At 67.4% G+C, this 23563-nt stretch carries 21 protein-coding genes and 1 tRNA gene; 11 read left to right on the top strand and 11 right to left on the bottom strand.

Annotated elements, in window-relative coordinates; all coding sequences use genetic code 11:
• Positions 1-81 precede the first annotated feature (81 nt).
• From ACIA8C_RS29270 to ACIA8C_RS29260, 3 genes are all read left to right on the top strand, one after another.
• On the top strand, positions 82-1554 hold the full coding sequence (locus tag ACIA8C_RS29270; RefSeq protein WP_397140159.1) for an SDR family oxidoreductase: 1473 nt from the start codon (positions 82-84) through the stop codon (positions 1552-1554).
• Between the two features lie 421 nt (positions 1555-1975).
• Positions 1976-2911 (top strand): FAD-dependent oxidoreductase, encoded by a 936-nt coding sequence (locus ACIA8C_RS29265; RefSeq protein WP_397140157.1) that lies wholly within the window; start codon positions 1976-1978, stop codon positions 2909-2911.
• An 85-nt stretch (positions 2912-2996) separates the two neighbouring features.
• Positions 2997-3914 carry a transglutaminase-like domain-containing protein gene (locus ACIA8C_RS29260; protein ID WP_397140155.1) on the top strand — a complete coding sequence of 306 codons (918 nt, stop codon included), beginning with the start codon at positions 2997-2999 and terminating at the stop codon, positions 3912-3914.
• On the opposite strand, the gene ACIA8C_RS29255 is transcribed toward ACIA8C_RS29260, so the two are convergent.
• Positions 3901-4788, bottom strand: coding sequence for a VC0807 family protein (locus ACIA8C_RS29255; RefSeq protein ID WP_397140153.1), 888 nt, complete (start codon positions 4786-4788; stop codon positions 3901-3903). The two genes, ACIA8C_RS29260 and ACIA8C_RS29255, sit on opposite strands and share 14 nt — an antisense overlap.
• Before the next feature lie 74 nt (positions 4789-4862).
• Here ACIA8C_RS29255 and ACIA8C_RS29250 point away from each other — a divergent pair, with 74 nt between their 5' ends.
• Positions 4863-5366 carry a MarR family winged helix-turn-helix transcriptional regulator gene (locus tag ACIA8C_RS29250; RefSeq protein ID WP_397140151.1) on the top strand — a complete coding sequence of 168 codons (504 nt, stop codon included), beginning with the start codon at positions 4863-4865 and terminating at the stop codon, positions 5364-5366.
• A gap of 91 nt (positions 5367-5457) precedes the next feature.
• Here ACIA8C_RS29250 and ACIA8C_RS29245 read toward each other — a convergent pair.
• Together ACIA8C_RS29245 and ACIA8C_RS29240 are read right to left on the bottom strand one after the other, a co-directional pair.
• Positions 5458-5529, bottom strand: a tRNA-Gly gene (locus ACIA8C_RS29245).
• Positions 5530-5602: 73 nt separating this feature from the next.
• Positions 5603-6823, bottom strand: coding sequence for an MFS transporter (locus ACIA8C_RS29240; RefSeq protein WP_397140149.1), 1221 nt, complete (start codon positions 6821-6823; stop codon positions 5603-5605).
• 94 nt (positions 6824-6917) lie between these two features.
• Between ACIA8C_RS29240 and ACIA8C_RS29235 the strand changes: the two genes are divergently transcribed.
• On the top strand, positions 6918-7247 hold the full coding sequence (locus ACIA8C_RS29235; protein WP_397140147.1) for an ArsR/SmtB family transcription factor: 330 nt from the start codon (positions 6918-6920) through the stop codon (positions 7245-7247).
• A gap of 83 nt (positions 7248-7330) precedes the next feature.
• Here the strand turns inward: ACIA8C_RS29235 and ACIA8C_RS29230 are convergent, their stop codons facing one another.
• From ACIA8C_RS29230 to ACIA8C_RS29215, 4 genes are all read right to left on the bottom strand, one after another.
• Entirely contained in the window at positions 7331-8626 is a 1296-nt protein-coding gene (locus ACIA8C_RS29230) for a M16 family metallopeptidase (RefSeq protein WP_397140145.1), read from the bottom strand.
• An 86-nt stretch (positions 8627-8712) separates the two neighbouring features.
• Complete coding sequence (locus ACIA8C_RS29225) at positions 8713-10992, bottom strand: polyribonucleotide nucleotidyltransferase (RefSeq protein WP_397140144.1); 2280 nt, start codon at positions 10990-10992, stop codon at positions 8713-8715.
• 373 nt (positions 10993-11365) lie between these two features.
• A complete protein-coding gene (gene rpsO / locus ACIA8C_RS29220; RefSeq protein WP_397140142.1) occupies positions 11366-11635 on the bottom strand; it encodes a 30S ribosomal protein S15 in 270 nt (89 codons plus the stop codon).
• 142 nt (positions 11636-11777) lie between these two features.
• Positions 11778-12749: a bifunctional riboflavin kinase/FAD synthetase gene (locus ACIA8C_RS29215; RefSeq protein WP_396992405.1), complete on the bottom strand. Its 972-nt coding sequence runs from the start codon at positions 12747-12749 to the stop codon at positions 11778-11780.
• 237 nt (positions 12750-12986) lie between these two features.
• On the opposite strand from ACIA8C_RS29215, the gene ACIA8C_RS29210 reads away from it, so the two are divergent.
• Complete coding sequence (locus ACIA8C_RS29210) at positions 12987-13655, top strand: metal-dependent transcriptional regulator (RefSeq protein ID WP_397140315.1); 669 nt, start codon at positions 12987-12989, stop codon at positions 13653-13655.
• Positions 13656-13662: 7 nt separating this feature from the next.
• On the opposite strand, the gene ACIA8C_RS29205 is transcribed toward ACIA8C_RS29210, so the two are convergent.
• On the bottom strand, positions 13663-14748 hold the full coding sequence (locus ACIA8C_RS29205) for a tartrate dehydrogenase (protein ID WP_397140140.1): 1086 nt from the start codon (positions 14746-14748) through the stop codon (positions 13663-13665).
• Positions 14745-16214 (bottom strand): NAD-dependent succinate-semialdehyde dehydrogenase, encoded by a 1470-nt coding sequence (locus ACIA8C_RS29200; protein ID WP_397140138.1) that lies wholly within the window; start codon positions 16212-16214, stop codon positions 14745-14747. The genes ACIA8C_RS29205 and ACIA8C_RS29200 overlap by 4 nt, the downstream gene beginning before the upstream one ends.
• Before the next feature lie 132 nt (positions 16215-16346).
• On the opposite strand from ACIA8C_RS29200, the gene ACIA8C_RS29195 reads away from it, so the two are divergent.
• Together ACIA8C_RS29195 and ACIA8C_RS29190 are read left to right on the top strand one after the other, a co-directional pair.
• Positions 16347-17588, top strand: coding sequence for an aspartate aminotransferase family protein (locus ACIA8C_RS29195; RefSeq protein WP_397140136.1), 1242 nt, complete (start codon positions 16347-16349; stop codon positions 17586-17588).
• A 160-nt stretch (positions 17589-17748) separates the two neighbouring features.
• Positions 17749-18246 (top strand): DUF3830 family protein, encoded by a 498-nt coding sequence (locus ACIA8C_RS29190; RefSeq protein ID WP_397140134.1) that lies wholly within the window; start codon positions 17749-17751, stop codon positions 18244-18246.
• Between the two features lie 249 nt (positions 18247-18495).
• Here ACIA8C_RS29190 and ACIA8C_RS29185 read toward each other — a convergent pair whose 3' ends face one another.
• Together ACIA8C_RS29185 and ACIA8C_RS29180 are read right to left on the bottom strand one after the other, a co-directional pair.
• Complete coding sequence (locus tag ACIA8C_RS29185; RefSeq protein WP_397140313.1) at positions 18496-19881, bottom strand: amidase; 1386 nt, start codon at positions 19879-19881, stop codon at positions 18496-18498.
• A gap of 27 nt (positions 19882-19908) precedes the next feature.
• A complete protein-coding gene (locus tag ACIA8C_RS29180) occupies positions 19909-20874 on the bottom strand; it encodes a D-2-hydroxyacid dehydrogenase (RefSeq protein WP_397140132.1) in 966 nt (321 codons plus the stop codon).
• Positions 20875-20960: 86 nt separating this feature from the next.
• Between ACIA8C_RS29180 and ACIA8C_RS29175 the strand changes: the two genes are divergently transcribed.
• From ACIA8C_RS29175 to ACIA8C_RS29165, 3 genes are read left to right on the top strand one after another with little or no spacing between them, the layout of a single operon-like run.
• Positions 20961-21701 (top strand): Asp/Glu/hydantoin racemase, encoded by a 741-nt coding sequence (locus ACIA8C_RS29175; RefSeq protein ID WP_396992399.1) that lies wholly within the window; start codon positions 20961-20963, stop codon positions 21699-21701.
• A gap of 14 nt (positions 21702-21715) precedes the next feature.
• On the top strand, positions 21716-22447 hold the full coding sequence (locus ACIA8C_RS29170; protein WP_397140130.1) for a maleate cis-trans isomerase: 732 nt from the start codon (positions 21716-21718) through the stop codon (positions 22445-22447).
• Positions 22434-23114 carry a GntR family transcriptional regulator gene (locus tag ACIA8C_RS29165; protein WP_397140128.1) on the top strand — a complete coding sequence of 227 codons (681 nt, stop codon included), beginning with the start codon at positions 22434-22436 and terminating at the stop codon, positions 23112-23114. The genes ACIA8C_RS29170 and ACIA8C_RS29165 overlap by 14 nt, the downstream gene beginning before the upstream one ends.
• Positions 23115-23563: the final 449 nt, after the last annotated feature.

Here is a 23563-nt window from a genome sequence, read left to right as displayed (position 1 = left end):
CGGGTCCGGTAGAAAGGCGTCGAGCGAACGTGTGGCACCCAGTCCGCGCACCGGACTGTCCCAGCGCACCGGAGGCTGTCCATGAAATGTGTGGTGTTCGGCGCGACCGGCTACATCGGCGGCCGATTGGTCCCGGAACTCGTGGCGGCGGGCCACTCGGTGCGGGTGCTGGCGCGCACCCCCGGCAAGCTCGACGACGTGCCGTGGCGCGAGGACGTCGAGATCGTCACCGGTGATGTCACCGATCCGGCCTCGGTGACCGCCGCGCTGGAAAACCAGGACGTCCTCTACTACCTGGTGCATTCGTTGACCCAGCGCGACTTCGTCGACATCGATCGCCGCGCCGCGCGCATCGTGGCGACCGCGGCCTTGACGGCCCGACTGTCCAGGATCGTCTATCTCGGCGGCATCATCCCGCAGGGCGAGCGATTGTCGCCGCACCTGTCGTCTCGGGCGGAAGTCGGCGAAATCCTGCTCGGCTCCGGCGTTCCCACCGTCGAGTTCCGCGCCGCGGTGATCATCGGATCCGGCTCGGCGAGCTTCGAGATGCTGCGCTACCTATCCGAACGGCTGCCCGCGATGATCACGCCGCGCTGGGTGCGCAACCGCATCCAGCCGATCGCCATCCGCGACGTGCTCTACTACCTGACCCGCGCGGGCACGCTCGGCGCAGCGGTGAACCGTTCCTTCGACATCGGCGGACCCGACGTCCTCACCTACCTCGACATGCTGCGCAGATATTCGGTGATCGCCAAGCTGCCGCGGCGCGCGGTGCTGCCGGTTCCGGTGCTGACGCCGTGGCTGTCGGCGCAGTGGGTCAACCTGGTTACCCCGGTGCCGCGCGGGATCGCCGTGCCGTTGATCGAGTCGCTGGTGCACGAGGTGGTCTGCGGCGAACACGACATCGCCGAGCACATCCCGGACCCGCCGGACGGGCTGACCGGCTTCGAACGCGCGGTGGAACTCGCGCTGGCCCGGATTCGCGACTTCGACGTGCCAACCCGCTGGTCCGACGCCGACACTCCGGGCGCACCGTCAGACCCGCTACCCAGCGACCCCGACTGGTCCGGCGGCACCCTCTACCAAGACGTGCGCGAACGACACACCGACGCCGCGCCGGACACCGTCTGGCAGGTCATCGAATCCATCGGCGGCGAACACGGCTGGTATTCGTTCCCCCTGGCCTGGTCGATCCGCGGCTGGATAGATCGGCTCGCGGGCGGCGTCGGACTGCGCCGCGGACGACGCGACCCACACCGCCTACGGGCGGGCGAAGCACTCGACTGGTGGCGCGTAGAACACCTCGAACGCCCACAACTGCTTCGTTTACGCGCCGAGATGCGAGTGCCAGGCGACGCCTGGCTGGAACTATCCGCAACCCCCGACCCCAACGGCGGCACAACATACCGTCAACGCGCGATCTTCGAACCCCGCGGCCTATCCGGCCATGCCTACTGGAAGGCAATCTCCCCCTTCCACGAAATCATCTTCGGCGGCATGCTCCGCAACATCACCAGCGCAGCCGAAGCAACTGAACGTCAACGCGATTCGTAACCAACCATCCTCGGAACCCCTCGGCGGACAGGCCGAACAACCGCCGCCACCCGAATCCCGTTGCTGCTGAGCACTTCCCACCCCCTCAGGCGCACTTGACGTAGGTTGCACCCTCTTGACGCACGCTGCAACCTACGTCAAGAGCACCCTCGCTACGTCAAGTCGACGGGCGGATCGGCGCTGGGCGGGCGCGCAAGGGCGTTGCTAGGCGCTTCATGCGCGACGGCTGCTTGCCCGCGTGTGTTCGCCGAGCGCGGTCCCGCGCACCAATTGTTCGCCTGCGCGTGAAATTGCTGGCGGTTTCGTATGGGGCTCAGCGACTCGTGCGCGGCTGGTTGTCTCGTGCGCGGGGCGGGGTGTGGGGTGTGTGCATTCGTTCTTTCCAAGGTGGAGAACGGGATTCGTGGGTACCGTCGCGAATATGGCTAATGATGTGTTGGTGTTGGGGGCGGGTGTTATTGGTTTGACTACCGCGGTCTGCCTCGCGGAGGAAGGTCATCGGGTTCGGGTGTGGGCGGAGCGGCCGCCGGAGCGAACCACCTCGGCGGTGGCGAGTGGATTGTGGGGGCCTGGTACTAATCCAAGGGATTCGGCGTGGAGTCGGGTTACCTTCGACGAATTCTCGGAGCTGGCCGATGATCCCGCGTCCGGCTTGCATTTCGAACGCGGACTGCAGGTTTCGAGCTCCTGGTCTGAACCGCCTTCTTGGGTGCATGATTTCGTCGACGTGGACATGTGTGCTCCCGATGAACTGCCCGATGGCATGCTGTTCGGCTTCTGGTGCACGGCCCCGCTCATCGATCTGCCGCGCTACCTGCGTTATCTGACCGACCGGCTGGCGGCGCGGAATGTCGAGATCGAGCAGCGGACGGTGCGCGATCTCGCCGAGGCCGCGGCCGCCGCCCCCGTGGTGGTGAACTGCACCGGCGTGGCCGCGGGCAAACTCGCCGCTGACGATGCCGTGCAACCGGTGCGCGGACAGCACGTGATCGTGCGCAATCCCGGTCTGGCCGACTTCTATGTCGAGATCGGCGGCGAATGCGAATGGGCAGGCTTCTTCCCGCACGGCGATCGCCTGATCCTCGGCGGCGTGCGCCAACGCGGCGAGTGGAGCCTGGACCCGGATCCCGAAGTGGCGGAACAGATCCTGCGCCGCTGCATAGCGGTCGAGCCGAAACTCGCCGACGCGGAGGTGATCGGTCACGAGGTCGGCCTGCGCCCCGGCCGCACCGAGGCCAGACTCGACGAGGAGCGCATCGGCGATTCCAGGGTCGTGCACAACTACGGTCACAACGGGCTCGGCGTGAGCCTCTCGTGGGGCAGTGCGCGCGAGGTCGCGAAAATGCTCGCCGACTGATCGTCGCGCAACTGAATCGTTGACTCTGACACAGTGGCAGGCCATAGACGTGGGTGGTCACCATTCCGATCGGAGGGCCACGTCCATGACCATCATCACCGAACTCGATATCAGCTACTACGCAACACAGAGCAAGTTCACCGATCCGGGCAAGTTCGTGGAGTGGGTCGCCGCGCTGAACCCTGACTCGGCCGCGCTTCGCGACGTCGCCTCCGGGCTGGTGTTCCACTTCTGGGGCAACGGCGACGTCACCGAGCACGGCTTCGCCGCACAGCGACGCGAGGAGATCGATCTCCGCTACGCGGACAACATCTTCGCCAGACTCCATGCCCTGAATCCGGCACCGCTCGATACCGAACGCGCGCCCACCGAGCGGGTGGTCGGGTGCTGCCGTGACTTCACGCTGCTCTACGTCGCCATGGCCCGCCACCACGGGATTCCGGCCCGGAGCCGCACCGGTTTCGCCACGTACTTGATACCGGGTTGGGCCGCGGACCACACGATCGCCGAGGTCTGGGATGCCGAGCACCGTCGTTGGCGGCTGGTGGACCCGCAGTTCACGCCGGGCTATCGAGATCCCACCGACGGCACGGAGATGGACCTGCTCGACGTCCCGAGGGACCGCTTCCTCGTAGCGGCCGACGCCTGGAACAATTGCCGCACATGCGAAGCCGACCCGACCCGCTTTGTCGTCTCCCCCGACCAGCCCGCCCCGTTCCTACGCGGCTGGCCTTACCTGTTGCACAGCCTCATCCTCGACCTGGCCGCGCTGAACAAGCACGAGATGATCCTCTGGGACCTCTGGTGCCCGCTCGATATCTCCACCGAAGTCGATGCCCGAACGATCACGGAAATGGACGCGCTGAGCGACCTACTCCGCGACCCCACCACCGAAATCGACCGACTCTGTGCGGCTTTCGAGGACAGCGCGCTGCGCGTGCCCGCAACGATTCGCACCGCGACCCCACCCGCCGGAATACCGCGCGAGATCACCCTGCGCTGAGCTCGCGATCGACATCCGAAATCCGGGACGCCGCGGTCATTTCCAGATCGAGTAATCGCTCGGCCCTCGGCACGACGAAGGTGCGGTTGATGAACAGCCACAGTCCGATCAGCACGATCAGTGGTAGGCCGGACACCAGAGACGACTCTGCTGCCTGGTCGGAGGAGTAGCTGTAGATCACCACGACGCGCAGGACCGCGTCCGCCAGCAGCACCGCACCTAATGTCGCGGTGACGAACCGATAGATCAACCGGAACCGCGCCGATTTGAGCCAGGTTCGGTCGAATCCCTCGGCGCGCAGCGGATCACCCTTTGCGGCAACAGGTTTGAGTGCGTCGCGCATGAACGGATGTTGGGTCCAGGCGCTGGCGAGGATGACGATCCCGGCGACGGCGATGTACAACGAACTCCGTGCCAGCACGAACCGGGCGTCGCCACTGATCGAGGTCAGCACGATACCGACCGCGACCTCGGCGAGCACCAATACCGCGAAACGGTCGACCGGGTGTGTTCCGCTGTCCCGCAACCGGGTTCGCAGGAGATCACCGACGATGATCAGCCCGGCAACAACTGTGTTCAGCACCATGCTCGTCGTGTTTCCGAGGCCGCCGAGATAGCACCCGATGAGCGTCGCACTGCCTGCCAAGGCCACGACGATCGCGAATCGCCACCGGAACGCACCGTTCTGCAGGCCGCCGCCGAGGGCTTTGGCAGCCAGCAACGTCCCGCCGAGGGACAGTCGGATCACGGCAGGCAACCCCGTCGGCGCTAGCAGCGCGAACACCACCGTCGGAAGGAACAGATCGATGGCCGTGTTCGCGACCATCAGGGCCAGCCAGCTGACCTTGCGCCGCTTCTCGATCGTGCCGTGCATGGAGCTCCCCAATTCTCTCAGCGAATAATCTTTTTAGTTACTAAGATAGCGAGAGACTAAGGTAGATTGTGGGCATGACGCAAGAGCTGCCAGCACCGGAACCCGCGGACCACACCATCCTCGGCCGCGAATTCGCGTCGGCCATGGTGAACTTCCATGCCGCGACGGGCAAGCTGCTCGGACTCAGCGCGGTCGAGCGCAAGTGCATGGACACGCTGCGCATTCTCGGCCCGGTATCCGCGGGAACCATCGCCGAGCACACCGGCCTGACCACCGGCGCGGTCACCGGTTTGGTGGATCGACTGGAGAAGGCCGGTTACGCGAAGCGCACCCGCGACCCGCACGACAGGCGCAAGGTCGTCGTCGAGCTCGTCCCAAACGAGCGGGTCGACGCACTAATGGCCGCGGTCTTCGTCCCGTTTGCCACGGAGATGACCGAACTGATGTCGAGGTACTCCCCTGCGGAGCTGCAGGCGATCAGCGACTGGATCGACCGAACCACCAACATCTTGGTGACCAACACCCATCGGATCTCCGACCCCGATTTCCACCGGACGGCTGGGCTCGAATCGACCTGACGCTATGCGGCAGAACAGAACTCGTTGCCGATCGACACAGCCACGGCGAGGTAGCCGGTAACTTTTCACCTGCGTGAACGAACTCTCTGAGAGCGGATGACGGGATTTGAACCCGCGACCCTCACCTTGGCAAGGTGATGCGCTACCACTGCGCTACATCCGCGTTCGCATCCCGGGTGACTCCGTGATGCGAGAAAAACTTTAGCCGATCGACGGCGGAAAATGCCAATCCGCGCTCATGCGACCTGTTCGACGTCCGCACGGGTGCGGCGCAGGCCGAGTCCGGCGGCGGTCAGGCAGGCCAGCGAGACGACCACGACGAACCAGGGGAACACCGTGCTCAGGCCCCAGGTGGTGGCGGCCCAGCCGGCCAGGATGGTCGGCAGCGCCATGGCCGTGTAGGCGAGCAGGTAGTACGCCGACATGGTTTCGCCCCGCTTGTGTTGCGGCACAACCTCGGACAGGTGGCGCAGCGATCCGCCGAAGCCGAGCCCGAAGGTGGCCCCGAGCAACACACCGGCCAGCAGCACCACGATCCAGTTGCCGGTATGCAGCGCGGGCACGGTGAGCAACAGCGCCACCGCCATACCGGTGTCGCCGCCGATGGCCGCACGACGAGCCGGAATCTTGGTCGCGAACAGCTGCGCGGTGGCACCGGCCAAGGCGGTCGACGCGACCACGGCGCCGCCGAAAACCAGGTTGTGGATACCGGTTTCGGCCGAGGCCAGCGACGGGTACAGCGACAGCAGCACGCCGAGCACCGACCAGGCCGCCATCACGCCGAGCGCGGAGAACCAGAAGTCGCCCCGAATCTCCTGCGGCACAGACGGTTTCACGATCCGGATGCGACCGGGCAGGCGACCGGTGTGCGGTTCCTCCAGCGCGATGACACCGATGCCGATAAGCAGGCACACGACGGTGATGACGACGTAGGGCGTGCGCAGCGGATACGGCGCGTACTGCGCGAGTAGCGCCGAGCCCAGAATCGCAACGGCCATACCGACATTGAACGCGACACCGGTCAGCTGACCGGACCGCGCACCGTGCTTGGGCCGCAGATCCAGCAGCGCCGCCGCGCCGGCGACTACCGTGGCGCCGACCGCGAAACCGTGCAACGCGCGCGCCACCAACAGCATCACCACGTTATCGGCCAGCAGAAAGACCGCAAGCCCGGCGATCATCGTCACGAACGCCCCGAGCAGCACCGGCTTACGCCCGACTACATCGGAGACCTTGCCGGACACCAGCACCGCGCCCAGGGCAGCGAACGCGTACACCGCGAACACGAAGGTCGTGGTCAACGGCGAAAAGTGCCATTCCTTCTGATACATGCCGTACAGCGGGGCAGGCACCCCGGACACCCCGAGCGCGACCCCACCCGCAGCCAAGATGAGCCCGTAGGCCCAGCGTTGTGATGTCCGCTCGGTCGCGGCCGGTACCGCCGTCGTCGCTGCCATCGAAACCCCCGATCAGGTAAGTTTGATAATGATCGAACCTCGTACGACAGTACAGTTAGTATGACGATCATCAAACCCCCGAGTGAGGTAGATCATGACCGATGCTAAAGAGGCGGCGGCCGAGGCCCCGCCGGTGGCCCCGCTGGCCACCGTGCTCGGCGCGATCCAGGACCCCATCCGCCTGGAGATGGTGCGCAGGCTGAGCAATGCGGGCACCGCGGTCCGCTGCAACGAGCTCTACGAGGTGATCAACAAATCGACCGCGACGCACCACTTCAAGATCCTGCGCGAGGCGGGCGTCATCGAGCGGGTGATCGTGGACGGCCAGATCTGGCAGCGCCTGCGCGCCGCGGACGTCGAAACGGCGCTGCCCGGCCTGCTCACCTCAGTGGTCGACAACGCCAATCGCGCCAGCGACGCCTGACCCGGGCCGCAGCGTTCGTGCGGGGCCAGCCACACCCGTAACGCGGTGCGCGCCCGCGAATTTCAGCGAAGAGAACTAACCCCTCAACCCTCGACCAACCGTCGCACTGCGGCGGGCAGTTCACGAGTTCGCTTGTACGGCCCGGCAATCGACGCCGCGAAGGGCCGCGACAGCAACGTGTTCGCAACGGCGGAGACCTCGTCGGTGGTGACCGCGTCGATCCGCGCCAACGTTTCCGAAACGCTGCGGTGATTGCCGTAGCTGAGTTCGCTGCGCCCGATCCGATTCATCCGGGACGCGGAATCCTCAAGGCCGAGCACGAGCCCGCCGCGCAGCGACCCCTTGGCACGAGCGCATTCGGCATCCGTAATGCCGTTCGCCGCAACCTCTTCGAGCACGCCACGAGCCAACGTGGCGACCTTGCCGAGGTTTTCCGGCTGACAGCCGATATACACCGAGAACGCACCGGTATCGGCGAAGGTGTCCACGCTGGAGTACACCGAGTACGCCAGCCCGCGTTCCTCCCGGATCCGTTGGAACAGCCGGGAACTCAGCCCGCCACCGACCACCGTGTTGAGTACCGAGAGCGGCCAGCGCCGCTCCCCCTCGTGCCGCCCGAAGGCGCGCACACCGAACGCCAGGTGCGCCTGCTCGCTGTCGCGGTGGCTCCAGTGCAGTTCCGGATCGCTGGCAGGCCGGAACCGGCCCTCGCGCCGCTTGGCCGGCGTGGCGGCGGGATCGAGCCGATTCTGGAACGCGCGGTGCACCAGCTCCACCGTGTGATCGTGTTCGACATTGCCCGCGACCGCGACGACCATCCGGTCCGGCCGGTAGCGCCGCAGATGGAAGCCGCGCAACTGCCCCGCGTGCATCGACTCGATGGATTCGATGGAGCCGATCACCGGCCGCCCGATCGGATGGTCACCGAACAGCGCGGACAGGAACGCGTCGCCGACCAGGTCCTCCGGGTCGTCGTCGCGCATGGCGATCTCTTCGAGCACCACCTGACGTTCCAGGTCGACGTCCTCGGCCCGGCACAGCCCGTTGAGCACCACGTCGGAGACCATGTCCACGGCCAGCGGCAGGTCCTCGTCGAGCACGTGCGCGTAGTAGCAGGTCTGCTCCTTCGCGGTGAACGCGTTGAGCTCACCGCCGACGGCGTCCATCGCCTGCGCAATGTCCAGCGCCGTCCGCGTTGGCGTCGCCTTGAACAGCAGGTGTTCGAGGAAGTGTGCCGCACCGGCGACGGTGGGCCCCTCGTCGCGCGAGCCGACCCCCACCCAGACGCCGATCGACGCCGAGCGCACGCCGGGGACATGCTCGGTCACCACACGCAGCCCGCCTGGTAGCACCGTGCGTTGCACGCCGGGATCGATCATGTTGGCTCGCAGCTCCAGTGACGAACCCCCCTGCTCGCGTCGGAGCAGAGGGGCTGTCGTCTTCTTCGTCGTCACAAAGACAAGTACTACTCGGTCGCTGCCGCGCCCGCATCAACGGTCTCGGCTTCGGCCGGCTCTTCGGCGTTCTCCTCGACCGGGACCAGCGAGATCTTGCCGCGGTTGTCGATATCGGCGATCTCGACGCGCAGCTTGTCGCCGACGTTCACCACATCTTCGACCTTGGCGACGCGCTTGCCGTTGCCGAGCTTGGAGATGTGCACCAGGCCGTCGCGGCCCGGCAGCAGCGAGACGAACGCGCCGAAGGCGGTGGTCTTGACGACCGTGCCCAGGAAGCGCTCGCCGACCTTCGGCAGCTGCGGGTTCGCGATGGCGTTGATCATGTCGATCGCCGCCTGCGCCGCGGGGCCGTTGGTCGCACCGACGTAAACCGTGCCGTCATCCTCGATGGAGATGTTGGCGCCGGTCTCCTCGGTGATCTGGTTGATCACCTTGCCCTTGGGCCCGATCACCTCGCCGATCTTGTCGACCGGAATCTTGATCGCGGTGACGCGCGGCGCGTACTGGCTCATCTCGTCCGGGGTGTCGATGGCCTCGGCCATGACCTCCAGGATGGCGGTGCGAGCGTCGTGCGCCTGGCTGAGCGCACCGGCGAGCACCTGCGAGGGGATGCCGTCGAGCTTGGTGTCGAGCTGCAGCGCGGTGACGAAGTCACGGGTGCCCGCGACCTTGAAGTCCATGTCGCCGAAGGCATCTTCGGCGCCGAGGATGTCGGTGAGGGCGACGTAGCGCACCTCGTCCTCACCCTTGTCGTTCTTGATCGTGTCGGACACCAGGCCCATGGCGATGCCCGCCACCGGCGCCTTCAGCGGCACACCGGCGTTGAGCAGCGACAGGGTGGAGGCGCAGACCGAGCCCATCGAGGTGGAACCGTTGGAGGACAACGCCTCCGACACCTGACGGATGGCGTACGGGAACTCTTCCTGGCTCGGCAGCACCGGCATCAGGGCCCGCTCGGCGAGCGCGCCGTGGCCGATCTCGCGACGCTTGGGCGAACCGACGCGGCCGGTCTCACCGGTCGAGTACGGCGGGAAGTTGTAGTGGTGCATGTAGCGCTTGCTGGTCTCCGGGCCGAGCGAGTCGACCTGCTGGGCCATCTTCACCATGTCGAGGGTGGTGACGCCGAGGATCTGCGTCTCGCCACGCTCGAACAACGCCGAACCGTGCGCCCGCGGCACCACGGCGACCTCGGCGGACAGCGCGCGGATGTCCGCGAGACCGCGGCCGTCGATGCGGAAGCCATCGGTCAGGATGCGCTGGCGCACCAGCTTCTTGGTGACCGAGCGGAACGCGGCACCCAGTTCCTTCTCGCGGCCGACGTAGTCGTCGCCGAGGCGGGACAGCACGTCGAGCTTGATCTCGTCGATCTTCGCCTCGCGCTCCTGCTTGTCGGCGATGCCCAGCGCCTCGCCCAGCTCGCGCTTGGCGGTGCCCTCGACGGCCTCGTACACATCGGACTGGTACGGCGGGAACAGCGGGAACTCGCCGACCGGCTTGGCGGCCAGTTCGGCCAGATCCTGCTGCGCCTTGCACAGCCGGGCGATGAACGGCTTGGCGGCCTCCAGGCCCTCGGCCACGACGGCCTCGGTCGGCGCCTGCGCGCCGCCCTCGATCAGCGAGATGACCTTCAGGGTGGCCTCGGCCTCGACCATCATGATCGCGACGTCACCGGACTCGACCACGCGACCCGCGACGACCATGTCGAACACGGCGCCCTCGAGCTGCTCGACGGTCGGGAACGCGACCCACTGGCCCTCGATCAGCGCGACCCGCACGCCACCGATGGGGCCGGAGAACGGCAGACCGGAGATCTGGGTGGACGCGGACGCGGCGTTGATCGCGACGACGTCGTACAGGTCGTTGGGATCGAGGCTCATGATGGTGACGACGACCTGGATCTCGTTGCGCAGGCCGTCGACGAACGACGGGCGCAGCGGACGGTCGATCAGCCGGCAGGTCAGGATCGCGTCGGTGGACGGACGGCCCTCACGACGGAAGAACGAGCCGGGGATGCGGCCCGCGGCGTACATGCGCTCTTCGACGTCGACCGTCAGCGGGAAGAAGTCGAACTGGTCTTTCGGGTGCTTGCCCGCGGCGGTGGCGGAGAGCAGCATGGTCTCGTCGTCCAGGTAGGCGACGACCGCGCCTGCGGCCTGACGGGCCAGTCGGCCGGTCTCGAAGCGGACGGTGCGGGTGCCGTAGCTGCCGTTGTCGATCAGCGCTACGGATTCGAACACACCGGGCTCGACCTCTACGGCCGAGGACTTGCGTTCAGTTGTTTCGGTCATTCTCTTCTCTCAACCTCTCGTCTTCGCCGGATCGAGCGCCATCTGGCGCGATCCGGCTCTTCGTCAGCCGTACCTGGTACGGACACGCGGCAACCATCCTGGCTGCGGCACGAGCACCCGGCCGGATCCCCTTGGATCACGGCGACGCGGAGGCGGTCATCGATCGAAGCCCGCCGGCGGTGTTTGCCCTGCCGGGAGGCCACTACCGAAGACCGACGCCACGCGGGCGGGTGCTTACGGCTGTGCACTGTCGTCGTATTTCCGGGCTCGCTCGAAGGCGACGGCCCGCATACACGAATAGCCAACGGGGAGATTGTACGTCCCCCCGTTGGCCGGGTCTGCGGCTACCTCGGGCAGCCGCCGTGTGGAGCTATCAGCGGCGCAGGCCGAGACGCTCGATCAGCGAACGGTAGCGGTGGATGTCGTTGGCGGCCAGGTACTTCGACAGCCGACGACGGCGACCGATCAGCGCGAGCAGGCCGTGCCGGGTGTGGTGATCGTGCTTGTGCACCTTCAGGTGCTCGGTGAGGTCGGAGATACGCTTGGACAGCAGCGCGATCTGGGCCTCCGGCGAGCCGGTGTCCTTCTCGTGCAGGCCGTATTCCTTGAGAATCGCCGACTTCTGCTCAGTGGTCAGAGCCATGAGGCATCCACTCCCTATTTCAGTCCCGCGCTCGAGTGTCCGGTTACCCGGGTCGGGTGCCACCGCGGACCGCAGCAAACCCGAGGATCCACCTTACCGGATCGAATTCGGCAGACCGAATCGGCCTGGGCTTATCCCCTGGCTACCGGTCGTCGACGGCGGCGAGGATCTTGCGCGCGTTGTCCACGTCGCGGCCCATGTGTTCGATGAGCTCGTCGATCGAGTCGAACTTGCGCTGACCGCGGACGTGGTCGACGAAATCGACCGCGACGTGCTGGCCATAGAGGTCGGCCTCGCCGTCGAGCACGTACGCCTCGACGGTGCGGGCGCGGCCGGAGAAGGTGGGGTTGGTGCCGACCGAGATGGCGGCCATCGCCCGCTCGCCCGGCGTGACGGTGCCGATGGTCGGGCCGGGGCCGAGCACGGTGAACCAGCCGGCGTACACGCCGTCGGCCGGGATCGCGGCGTGCATCGGCGGCGCGACGTTCGCGGTCGGGAAGCCGAGCTGGCGGCCGCGGCCGTCACCGTGCACCACCACGCCCTCGACCCGGTGCGGGCGGCCGAGCGCCTCGGCGGCGGCGGCCATGTCGCCCGCGTCGACGCAGGCGCGAATGTAGGTGGAGGAGAAAGTGACCGCGTGTTCGCCGAGCAGCTTCACGCCGTCGACCTCGAAGCCCCAGCGTCCACCGAGCTCACGCATGGTGTCGATGGTGCCCGCGGCCTTCTTACCGAAGGTGAAATTGTCGCCGACCACGACCTCGACCACATGCAGCCGCTCGACCAGCAGGTCGTGCACGTAGCGCGCCGGGGTCAGCTTCATGAAGGCCTGTGTGAAAGGCATCACGCAGAACACGTCGATGCCGAGTTCCTCGGCCAATTCCGCTCGCCGGGTCAGCGTGGTGAGCTGCGCCGGATGCGAGCCGGGCCGCACCACTTCCATCGGGTGCGGATCGAAGGTCATCAGTACCGCGGGAACCCCGCGCGCGGCGGCCGATTTCACCGCTCTGCTGATCAGCTGCGCGTGACCGCGGTGCACGCCGTCGAACACCCCGATCGTGAGTACACATCGGCCCCAGTCCGCGGGAACGTCGTCCAGCCCTCGCCATCTCTGCACAGTCGGCAGCTTATATCGCGCAGCTGAACGGGGTTCGACCGAAGCCCGCGATGTCACACGACGCTTCCGGTGTCGTGTACGGGCGGTGAATCCGGAGATTCCACTGTGCGGCGAGCTGTGTCATTCGGCAGGCATGTGCTTAAGCTCGAGTATGTGCCCGGTAAACGAGACATCGCCACCCGCCGTGAGCTAGCCGCTACCGCCGCGCCGAAAACAGCCACCGGCGGCACCGCGACGATCGCGCCGGTGCTCTCCTCGGTCGCCCAGGACTATCTCAAGGTGATCTGGACCGCACAGGAGTGGTCGCAGGAGAAGGTGTCGACCAAGCTGCTCGCCGAGCGCATCGGGGTGTCCGCGTCCACCGTCTCCGAGGCCGTGCGCAAGCTCGCCGATCAAGGACTGGTCGAGCACGCCCGCTACGGTTCGATCACCCTCACCGAGGGCGGGCGCCTGGCCGCGATCGCGATGGTGCGCAGGCATCGGCTGATCGAGACGTTCCTGGTCAACGAGCTCGGCTACGGCTGGGACGAGGTGCACGACGAGGCCGAGGTGCTCGAGCACGCGGTCTCCGAACTGCTGATGGCGCGGATCGACGCGAAACTCGGCTACCCCGACCGTGATCCGCACGGCGACCCGATCCCGTCGGTCGATGGTGCCGTGCCGACGCCGCCGGCCCGTCAGCTCAGCGACTTCCGGGCGGGCGAGTCCGGCCGGGTGGCGCGCATTTCCGACTCGGATCCCGACATGCTGCGCTACTTCGATTCCGTCGGCATCGCACTGGACACCGCCATCACCGTGGTGGAACGCCGAGACTTCGCCGGTACCATCGCGATTCGCATCGGCACCGGCGAAACCCCTACCGATCTGGGCAGTCCCGCGGCGGAAGCCATCTGGCTCACCGCCTGAGGTTCGCTCAGCGCGGTTCGGCGCTTACCGCGTCGACCAATTCGGCTGCGCGACTTGCGATGGCCGTGGCCAGCTCCGTAGTTGTCGCGGTGCCACCCAGGTCCGGAGTGCGGACCTGGCCCGCGCCGAGTACGTCACAGACGGCCCGGTCCACCGCCGCGGCCGCGGCGTGTTCGCCGAGATGGTCGAGCAGCATCGCGCCCGCGAGAATCTGCGCGACCGGATCGGCGATGCCCTGCCCGGCGATATCGGGCGCGCTGCCGTGCACCGCCTCGAACATGGACGGACAGGCGCCCTCGGGGTTGATGTTGCCCGAGGGTGCCAGTCCGAGCCCACCGGTCACCGCGGCGGCCAGATCGGACAGGATGTCGCCGAACAGGTTCGAGCCGACGATCACGTCCAGGCGGTCCGGGTGCAGCACGATCTCGGCGGCCAGCGCGTCGACATGCATCTGCCGGGTCCGCACGTCTGGGTATTCGACGGCGATCTGGTCGAACACGCTGTCCCAGTACGGCATCGAGTGGATGAGGCCGTTCGACTTGGTGGCCGAGCACAAGCGGCCGCCGCGTTCGCGGGCCCGCTCGAAGGCGTACCGGATGATCCGTTCGCAGCCGACCCGGGTGAAAACCGACTCCTGCAGCACGAATTCGTCGTACCGGCCCGGATTGTGCTTACCGCCGATCTCGGAGTATTCGCCCTCGGAGTTCTCTCGCACGATGAGGATGTCCAGGTCGGCGGCGGTCCGGTCGCGCAATGCCGATTCGGTGCCTGGCAGCAACCGGACCGGACGCAGGTTGACGTACTGACTGAACGCGCGCCGCAACGGAATCAACAGGCCCCACAGCGAAACATGGTCCGGCACACCGGGAAACCCGACCGCGCCGAGCAGGATCGCGTCGAACCCGGCCAGCAGTTCCGGCCCGTCCGGCGGCATCATCTGACCGGTGCGCAGGTAATTCGCGCAGGACCAATCGAATTCGGTCCACTCGATCCCGGGCAGCACGGTGTCGAGCACCGCGACGGCGGCCGCGGTCACGTCGACGCCGATGCCGTCGCCGGGGATGGTCGCGATGCGGTAGCGGCAGTCGTTCACAGGCGCACTCCGATGTATTTGGTCTCGAGGAACTCGTCGATGCCGACCGAACCGCCTTCGCGGCCGAGCCCGGATTCTTTGACGCCGCCGAAGGGCGCGGCGGGGTTGGACACGACGCCCTGGTTGAGACCGACCATGCCGGTTTCCAAGGCCTCGCACACGCGCAGCCCGCGACGGAGGTGCTCGGTGAAGACGTAGCCGACCAGTCCGTACGGGGTGTTGTTGGCGCGCGCGACGACCTCGTCCTCGGTGTCGAAGACGGCGATCGACGCGACCGGTCCGAATATCTCGGTGTGGCACATCGCCGCGTCGTCGGGCACCCCGGTCAGCACGGTCGCGGGATAGAAGTTGCCCGGCCCGTCGATCGCGGCACCGCCGGTCAGCATTCGCGCGCCGCGGCGGCACGCGTCGGCGACCAGCTCGCTCACCTTGGTCACCGCCGCCGCGTCGATGAGCGGACCGACGATAACCCCGGGCTCGGTACCCCGGCCCATCGGCAACGCGGCCATCCGGGTGGCGAGACGCGCCGAGAACTCGTCGATGATGCCGCGCTGCACGAAGATTCGGTTCGCCGCGGTGCACGCCTGCCCGATATTGCGCATCTTCGCCGCGAGCGCGCCTTCGACGGCCTCGTCCAGGTCGGCGTCGTCGAACACGATGAACGCCGCGTTGCCGCCCAGCTCCATCGAGGTGCGCAGCACCGTCTGCGCGCACTGTTCGAGCAGCCGCTTGCCGACCGCGGTCGAGCCGGTGAACGACAGCTTGCGCGACCGGCTGTCCAGGATGAGCGGCGTCATCAGCGCGCCGGGGTCGGCGGTGGTGAGCACGTTGACGACACCGCGCGGCACGCCGACTCGATCGAGCAGATCCGCGAGCGCGAGCATCGACAAGGGTGTCTGCTCAGCGGGTTTCACCACGCAGGTGCAGCCGGCGGCCAGCGCGGGCGCGATCTTGCGGGCGCCCATCGCCATCGGGAAATTCCACGGCGTGATCAGCAGGCTCGGGCCCACCGGCTGCTTGGTCACCAGGAACCGCGCGCCGCCGGTCGGCGCGGGCAGGTAGCCGCCGTCGAGGCGGACGGATTCCTCCGCGAACCAGCGGAAAAACTCTGCCGCATAGGCGATTTCGCCGCGCGCCTCGGCCAGTGGCTTGCCCATCTCGAGCGTCATGATCAGCGCGAGGCGGTCGGTGTCGTCGAGTAACGCGTGGTGTGCGCGCATGAGGATTTCGGCGCGCTGCCGGGGCGGTGTCCCCGCCCACGCCGATTGAGCCACGGCTGCCGCGGCCAACGCGTCGAGTCCGTCCTGCGGGCCGGCGTCGGCGACCGCGCACAGCGGCTGGCCGGTGGCCGGATCGAGCACGGGCAGCTCGGCGGTCGTCTCGCACCACTGGCCGTCGATATACAAACCCGTTGGCACAGTGTCGATTACGGCCCGCTCCGCGGCGGACAAGGTCTCGGTGAGCATCGGCGCCGGACTCCTTTCGCTACCGCAGGCTATTGCTGCGGCCTCTGTCGCCATGTTATGCATATTGTCAACAATCCGACAATATGCGATCTACGGATGTTGAGCGCACCACTTCCCGGGAGGCGGATCACCATGACCGAACTTTCGCCCGTTCTGCGGCAGGCCACCCCGGTGACCGTCGACCACGGATCAGGCTGCTACCTCTACGGCACCGACGGGCGCCGCTATCTCGACTTCACCGCGGGCATCGGCGTCACCAGCACGGGGCACTGCCATCCGCAGGTGGTCGCGGCGGCTCAAGCCCAGGCGGCCAGCCTGATCCACGGCCAATACACCACCGTCATGCACCGGCCGATGCTGCAGCTCATCGAACGCCTCGGCACGGTGCTGCCGGACGGCTTGGACACGCTGTTCTTCGCGAACTCCGGCAGCGAGGCGATCGAGGCGGCGCTGCGACTGGCCCGCCAGGCGACCGGACGGCCGAACGTGGTGGTCTTCCACGGCGGCTTCCACGGCCGCACCGTCGCGGCGGCGACCATGACGACCTCGGGCACCCGATTCTCCGCCGGGTTCAGTCCACTCATGTCCGGCGTGCACGTTGCACCCTTCCCGACCGCGTACCGCTACGGCTGGACCGAGGCGGCGGCCACCGCGTTCGCGCTGCGCGAGCTCGACTACCTGTTCGCGACCATCGCCTCGCCCGCGGAAACCGCCGCGTTCGTGGTCGAGCCGATGCTCGGCGAAGGCGGCTACATTCCGGGCAATACGGAGTTCTTCGGTGGGCTGCGGGAACGGGCCGACCGGCACGGCATCCTGCTCGTCATCGACGAGATCCAGACCGGCTTCGGGCGCACCGGAAAGTTCTTCGGGCATCAGCACTTCGGGGTGCGGCCCGACATCATCACCATCGCGAAGGGACTCGCCAGCGGGTTCCCGCTGTCCGGTATCGCGGCCTCGCGCGAGCTGATGGCCAAGGCGTGGCCCGGCTCGCAGGGCGGCACCTATGGTGGAAATGCCGTGGCCTGCGCCGCGGCGGTGGCGACCCTCGAGGTGATCGAAGCCGAGCACCTGGTGGACAACGCGGCGGCCCGCGGCGAGCAGCTGTTGACCGGGCTGCGGACGAACGCCACCAAGGCGATCGGCGACGTGCGCGGCCTCGGACTGCTGGCCGGTGCCGAATTCACCACCGCGACAGGCGAACCCGACACAGAGACGGCGAGCGCCGCGCAACGGCTTGCGGTCGAGAAGGGGTTGCTGCTGCTCACCTGCGGCGCGCACATGAACGTGGTGCGGATGATCCCGCCGCTGATCGTGACCGATACTCAGATCGAGGACGCGCTCGCGATCTGGACCGAAGTACTGGCCGAGCTCTAGGCGCAGCGGCCACGAGCTACCCGGCCGCTGCCTCGCAGGGACTGGTTGCTTGCCCACCGCGCCACACCGGGTCCGCCGAGGCGCACGGCGGCCGCGCTCAGCCGACTGGCCGCACCGCTCGACCTGAATGCCCCGACCGACGACCAGAAAGCAGAATCCGATGGCCCGCTATATCACCATCACCCTGACCAAGGCCGCCGTAACCTGCCGTGCCCGGCTTCTCGACGCGGAGGCCCCACACACCTGCGCCGCGGTGTGGGACGCGTTGCCGCAGGAGGGAGACGCGTTCCACGCCAAGTACGCCCGCAACGAGGTGTACACGCTGGTCCCCCGCATCAGCGCGGCCCCGCACCGGGAGAACCCGACCGTCACCCCCATCCCCGGCGACGTCTGCCTGTTCGATTTCGAAGCCTGGGAAATCGGCAACCCCGCCTACGGCTACGAACCCGGCTCGACCGCCCACCACGACCAGGGCGCCACCGATCTCGCAATCTTCTACGGCCGCAACAACTTACTCATCAACGGCGACATGGGCTGGGTCCCCGGCAACGTATTCGCCACCATCGAGGACGGGCTCCCCGACATCGCCGCCGCCTGCAACGACCTCTGGCTACACGGAGTCTCCGGCGAAACCCTCTCCTTCGCCCGCGCCACATAGCTGCCAGTTGAGGTGCGTCAAAAGGTCGCTATCAAAGATCAATAAGCAACCATAAGACTCACCTCAACTTCTCCACCCTCAGCGGCGCACAGAGCCCCGCAGCCTGACCGACGGGGCCGCGACCGCATACATCCGAGGTGAGTCATATGGTCGCTGCCAAAGATCAACAAGCGACCATATGACTCACCTCGGATGTCGAAACTTCTAGCGCCGCAGCGGCGGGCGGATACGTGTGGAGTGCGGCGCCGGTTACGGGGCCAGGATGTGTTCGGCGTAGCGGGCTACTGCCATGACCAGGTCGTCGGAGTGGCGGGGGCCGATGATTTGCATGCCGACGGGGAGGCCGGCTTTTGTGGTGCCGACGGGGATGCTGATGGCGGGTTGCTGAGTCATGTTGAAGGGGTAGGTGAACGGGGTCCACTGGGGCCAGGTTGTCTGGTCGCTGCCCGGGGGGACGTTGTGGCCTGCTTCGAAGGCGGTGATCGGCATCGTCGGGGTGATCAGGACGTCGTAGGCGGTGTGGAAGGCGCCCATGGTGATGCCGATTTCGGCGGCTACGTTGCGGGCGTCGAGGTAGTCGACGGCCTTGACGGCATCGCCCTGTGCCCAGACCTCGCGCAGTGCCGGATCCACCCGGTCGCGCGAGCCCTCGGGGAACTTCGACAGCATCGTGGCGGCACCCGCCGCCCACAGCAATTCGAACGCTTCGCGGGGATCGGCGAAGCCGGGATCGCTTGCGACGACCTTTAATTCGGCGTCGGCGAGCTTCTGTACCGCCGCGTCGACCAGCTCGGCGACCTCGGGGTCGACCGTCGCGTAGCCGAGCGTCGGCGAGTAGGCGACGGTGAGGCCGCGGACATCGCGAACGACCTGCCCGCGGAACGTCGTCAGGGTCGGCGCGAGGCTCGTCGGGTCGCGCGGATCGGGCAGTGACAGAATGTCCATCAGCAGCGCGGCGTCCTCGACGGTCCGCGTCATCGGCCCCGCGTGCGCGAGCGGACCGAACGGGCTCGCCGGATACAACGGGATCCGGCCGTGTGTCGGCTTGAAGCCGACGATGCCGCAGAACGCCGCCGGAATGCGGATGCTGCCACCACCATCGGTGCCCACCGAGACCGGTCCCATACCTGCGGCGACGGCGGCGGCACTACCACCGGACGAACCGCCCGCGGTCGTTCTCGGGTCGACGGGATTGCGGGTGATACCGGTCAACGGACTGTCCGTCACCGCCTTCCAGGCGATCTCCGGCGTCGTCGTCTTGCCGAGGAACACCATGCCGTCCTCGCGCAGCCGAGCCGCGACCGGACTGTCCACGGTCCACGGTCCGGCCGGATCCACCGAGGTGGACCCGCGCCTGGTCGGCCAGCCCTCGGTGAGGAAGATGTCCTTGATCGAGATCGGGACGCCGTCGAGCAGCCCGCGAGCGTGCCCCGAGTGCCATCGCGCCTCGGAATCCTTGGCCTGCACCAGCGCTCGATCGGGGTCGACCAGGCAGTACGCGTTCACGTCCGGATCGCGGGTGGCGATGGCGTCGAGCACGGCCTCGGTCGCCTCGACCGGGGAGAGCGCGCCCGCCGCGTAGGCCGAGACCAGTTGGACGGCGGTCATCGCCGCCGGGTCGGTCGGAATATTGATGTCGGGGTAGCTCATCTAAAGGCTCCTTCAGCCGGGCACGTACCCCAGCTCCTTGTCGACCACGTTCCGCAGTGGCCGGCCGGCGATCCAGTTGTCGAAGTTCTCGGCGAACGCGGTGACGATATCGGTCCGCCAGCCGATGAAATCGCCCGAATTGTGCGGTGTGATCGACACATTCGGCAGATCCCACAGCGGGTGGTCGGGCGGCAGCGGCTCGGGGTCGACCACATCGAGCGCCGCTCCCGCAATCGATCCGGCGCCGAGCGCGGCGACCAGATCTTCGGTAACTACGAGTTCCCCGCGGCCAACGTTGACAAACCTCGCGTGTGGCTTCATCGCGGCGAATTCTCTGGCGCCGAACATCTTCCGGGTCTGCGGCGTCAGCGGGGCGATCGCCACCACATAGTCGGCCACCGGTAGCTCGGCGTAGAGGTCCGTGCCCACCGTGCCGAAATCTGGGTCGTCCGAGCGCATTCGGCGGCCGACCGCGCGAAGGTTCATCCCGGCCGCGCGCAGCAATCGCGCGATGGCCCGGCCGATCGAGCCGGTGCCGACGATGAGCACCGTGCTGCCCGCGACCCGTTCGTTCTCGCGATGCTGCCACTCGTGGCGCAACTGCCTGCGCATCGATCCAGGCAGGTCCTTGGCGAAACCGAGGATCTGCCCGAGCACGTATTCCGCGATGGCCGTGTCGAACAGGCCGCGCGTGTTGGTGACGACGACGTCACTGGCCCGCAGTTCGGGGAACATCGCCGGGTCCACCCCGGTCGATCCCATGTGCAACCATCGCAGCCGATCGGCCGACGGCCACGCGGCGGGGATCGCGCGGGTCAGGAAGTCGTAGACGAACAGCACGTCGGCACCGCGCAGCGCCACCGCGAGGCCGGCGGCCTCGGTGTAGCGCACAGTCGCCCGAGCTGACACGGCGGCCATCAGATCCGCCTCGGGCACGCGGTCACTGTGCAGGACGGTGACAATGGGGCCCGTTTCCACATTGACACAGTAAGATCGCATCGTATGATTGTCAACAATCCGACTCTGCTCGGAGGTCAATCCAGCTGAGTGCGAGAGGGGCCGGAGTGGAACTCAGCTTCCCGGATATCGAGGGCCCCGTCGCCCAACGGGGCATCGGCATCATCGCCCCGTTCGACCTCGCGCTCGAACGTGAGCTCTGGCGCTGGGCACCGATGGAGGTCAGCCTGCACCTGGCCCGAACGCCATATGAGCCGGTCCCGGTCTCCCTGGCGATGGCCGAACTGGTATCGAACCCAGCGCATTTGACCACCGCCACCCGCGATGTGCTGCACGTGGAACCGGAAGTCGTTGCCTACCTGTGCACTTCGGGCAGCTTTATCAAGGGCCTGGAGTACGAGCGGTCGCTGCGCGAAACCATCTGCGCGGCAGGCGCGTTGGACGCGGTCACCACCTCGGGGGCGCTGATCGAGGCGATCCGTCATCTCGACATCAGCCGGGTCTCGGTGCTCACCCCGTACGACGAGATCCTGACCAACAAGCTGCACGACTTCCTCGGCGAAGCGGGCTGCCGTGTCATCCGTTCCGACCATCTCGGCTTGGGCGGTGGTATCTGGAAAGTGAACTACCGCACCATCGCCGAACGCATCGTCGGCGCCGATGACCCGGCAGCCCAGGCCATCTTCGTCAGCTGTACCAACCTGCCAACCTATGACGTCATCGAACCACTGGAACAAGCACTCGGCAAACCCGTGCTCACCGCGAATCAGCTCACCATGTGGGCCTGCCTCGGCCGGATGAAGCTGCCGATGATGGGTCCTGGCAAATGGCTACTGAACGTCTTCTGATCGGGAGAACAGACATGCGGACACCCACCATCGGCTTCATCTACCCGGATCACGCGGCCGAGGACGACTACCCGCTGGCCGCCGCCGCGCTCGGCGCCGGCCTGCCGGTGGCACATATCTACGGCACCGATTTGCACGCCATCCCCGAGCTGCTGGATCTGGGCAGCCCGGACAAGCTGCGGCACGGGGCCGAACTGCTCGCGCCGCACGCACCCGAGGCAGTCGTATGGGCCTGCACCTCAGGCAGTTTCGTCTACGGACCGCGCGGTGCCCGTGATCAGGTCGACGCGCTGGCCGCGGCCGCAGGCGTGCCGGCGACCAGCACCAGCCTCGCCTTCATCGACGCGGTGCGCGCGCTCGATGTGCACACCGTCGCCATCGCGGCCAGCTACCCGGACGACGTCGCGGCGCTGTTCGTCGAATTCCTCGCCGATGCCGGGATCAAGGTGGTCTCGATGCGCAGCGCCGGGATCGACACCGCCGCCGAGGTCGGCACCTTGGACGCCGACCAGGTGCGCCAGCTCGCGGTGGCCAACGATCATCCCGACGCCGAGGCGCTGCTCATCCCCGATACCGCCATGCATACTCTTGCCGTGCTGCCCGAACTCGAAGCCGCCCTCGGCAAGCCCGTACTCACCGCCAACCAGGTCACCATCTGGGCGGGGCTTCGGCTGGCCGGCGCCGCCGTGACCTGCCCGGCCCTCGGCACCCTGTTCACAGAAAGGCACGCGCATGCCGCTCGTTGAGATCGAGCCGGTCAGCAGACAGTCGACGGCGGAGGTGATCGCCGACCGGCTCCGCGAGGCGATCATGCGCGGCAGTTTCGCACCGGGCGACCAGCTCGGCGAGGCCGACCTCGCGGCCCGCTTCGACGTGTCCCGCGGGCCGGTGCGCGAGGCGATGCAGCGACTCGTCTCCGAGGGGCTGCTGCACAGCATTCGTCATCGTGGCATCTTCGTCATCGACCTGACCATCGACGACGTCGTCGACATCTACCAGGCCAGGACCGCCATCGAAGGTGGTGCGCTGGAACTGATCCTGGACGGCCGCCGCGATATCGCCTACGCGGCGCTCGGCGAGAGCGTCACCCAGATGTGCGCGGCCGCCGAAATAGGCGATGCCGCCGCACTTTCCGACGCCGACCAGGCCTTCCATGTGGCGCTGGTAGACAGCGCAGGCAGTCCCCGGCTGGCCCGCGCCGCCCGCACCCTGCTGATCGAGACCCGAATGTGCCTGGGCGCCTTACAAACAACAAACCCGGACTTGACCGAACAGGCCCGCGAGCACGTCCACCTGCGCACCGCCATCGGCACCGGCCCCGCCCCCCGAGCCAGAAAACTACTCATCGACCACATGCAAGACGCCGTCCGAGCCATAACCGCCGACCGCACCTCCGTACCAGCCAAGACCTAGCCCCGCTCACCGCGAACGGGACATGAGGGCGGGCCATTCGGCATGCCGCCGCCACCATGTCCCGCTCGACGACCCGAATCCCCCGGCGGCCACGGCGGCGCGCTCCTTAGCGTCGCCGAACGGGACATGAGGGCGGGCCATTCGGCGTGTCCCGCCACTATGCCCCGTTCGACGACCCGAATCCCTTGGCGGCCAAGCCGTCCCGCGCAGCGGGGTGCTGCCTACCGCCGTCAACGGGACACGGTGGCACGGGTGCCAGCGCGTCCCCGCCACCATGTCCCGGCGGCGAACCGCTCTCCGTCGCCGAGCGGGACGTGAGGGCGGGGCGATCGGCGTGTCCCCGCCGCTATGTCCCGTTCGACGACCCGAATCCCTTGGCGGCCAAGCCGTCCCGCGCAGCGGGGTGCTGCCTACCGCCGTCAACGGGACACGGTGGCACGGGTGCCAGC

Source organism: Nocardia sp. NPDC051321 (genome assembly GCF_044455225.1).
Taxonomy (GTDB): domain Bacteria; phylum Actinomycetota; class Actinomycetes; order Mycobacteriales; family Mycobacteriaceae; genus Nocardia.
Note: the sequence above shows the minus strand (reverse complement) of the source record. Positions and strands in the feature narration are given on the sequence as shown.